We start from the raw sequence: 544 nt of genomic DNA on the forward strand, positions 1-544 counted from the left end.
GGACATTATTTTTGTAGAGCCGGAGGAAACAGACCAGACGGTTTAAATGAGCCGGTTACGTTTATCGAATTGTTTACCCAGTACATTTAGCGCTATCGCAATGCCTGCCGCCTTTGGTGGCAACAAGTTTTGAAAAGTGGAGTGGGTTTGCTGATGTTTTTCTTGCGTGAAACGGGAGCCTTCAACGAAATTGACAATGGTGGTGGGATGCCGGCGAAACTTTTCACAAGAACGCCGAGTGGTTTCAACATCTTTACCACGTCGCTCCGGATGACGTAATAAATAAGCGCGGGAATAACGCTTCATAAATGGCATATCCAGCGCCCAGCACGCCAGGCCAAGAAAAGGCACCCAGGCCAGCTGCTGCTTGAGGAAATATTTATTCATCGGAATGTGCTTACGAAACAACACGCACAGTACGACAATATCAGCCCAACTACGGTGGTTACAAATAAGCAGATACCAGCTCTTCTTACTTAACCCTTGTCAACGCCAAGATTATTGGCCGTTTTTCGCCATTTTTAATGTCCGCTATTGGTCATTA

At 46.1% G+C, this 544-nt stretch carries 1 pseudogene; it reads right to left on the reverse strand.

The features are described 5' to 3' along the window. Positions 1 to 60: 60 nt before the first annotated feature. A pseudogene (locus A7090_RS24925) lies at positions 61 to 486 on the reverse strand (acetyltransferase); the annotation flags it as partial. Positions 487 to 544 lie beyond the last annotated feature (58 nt).

Origin of the sequence: Escherichia sp. MOD1-EC7003 (assembly GCF_002965065.1) — a bacterium.
Lineage (GTDB): Bacteria > Pseudomonadota > Gammaproteobacteria > Enterobacterales > Enterobacteriaceae > Escherichia.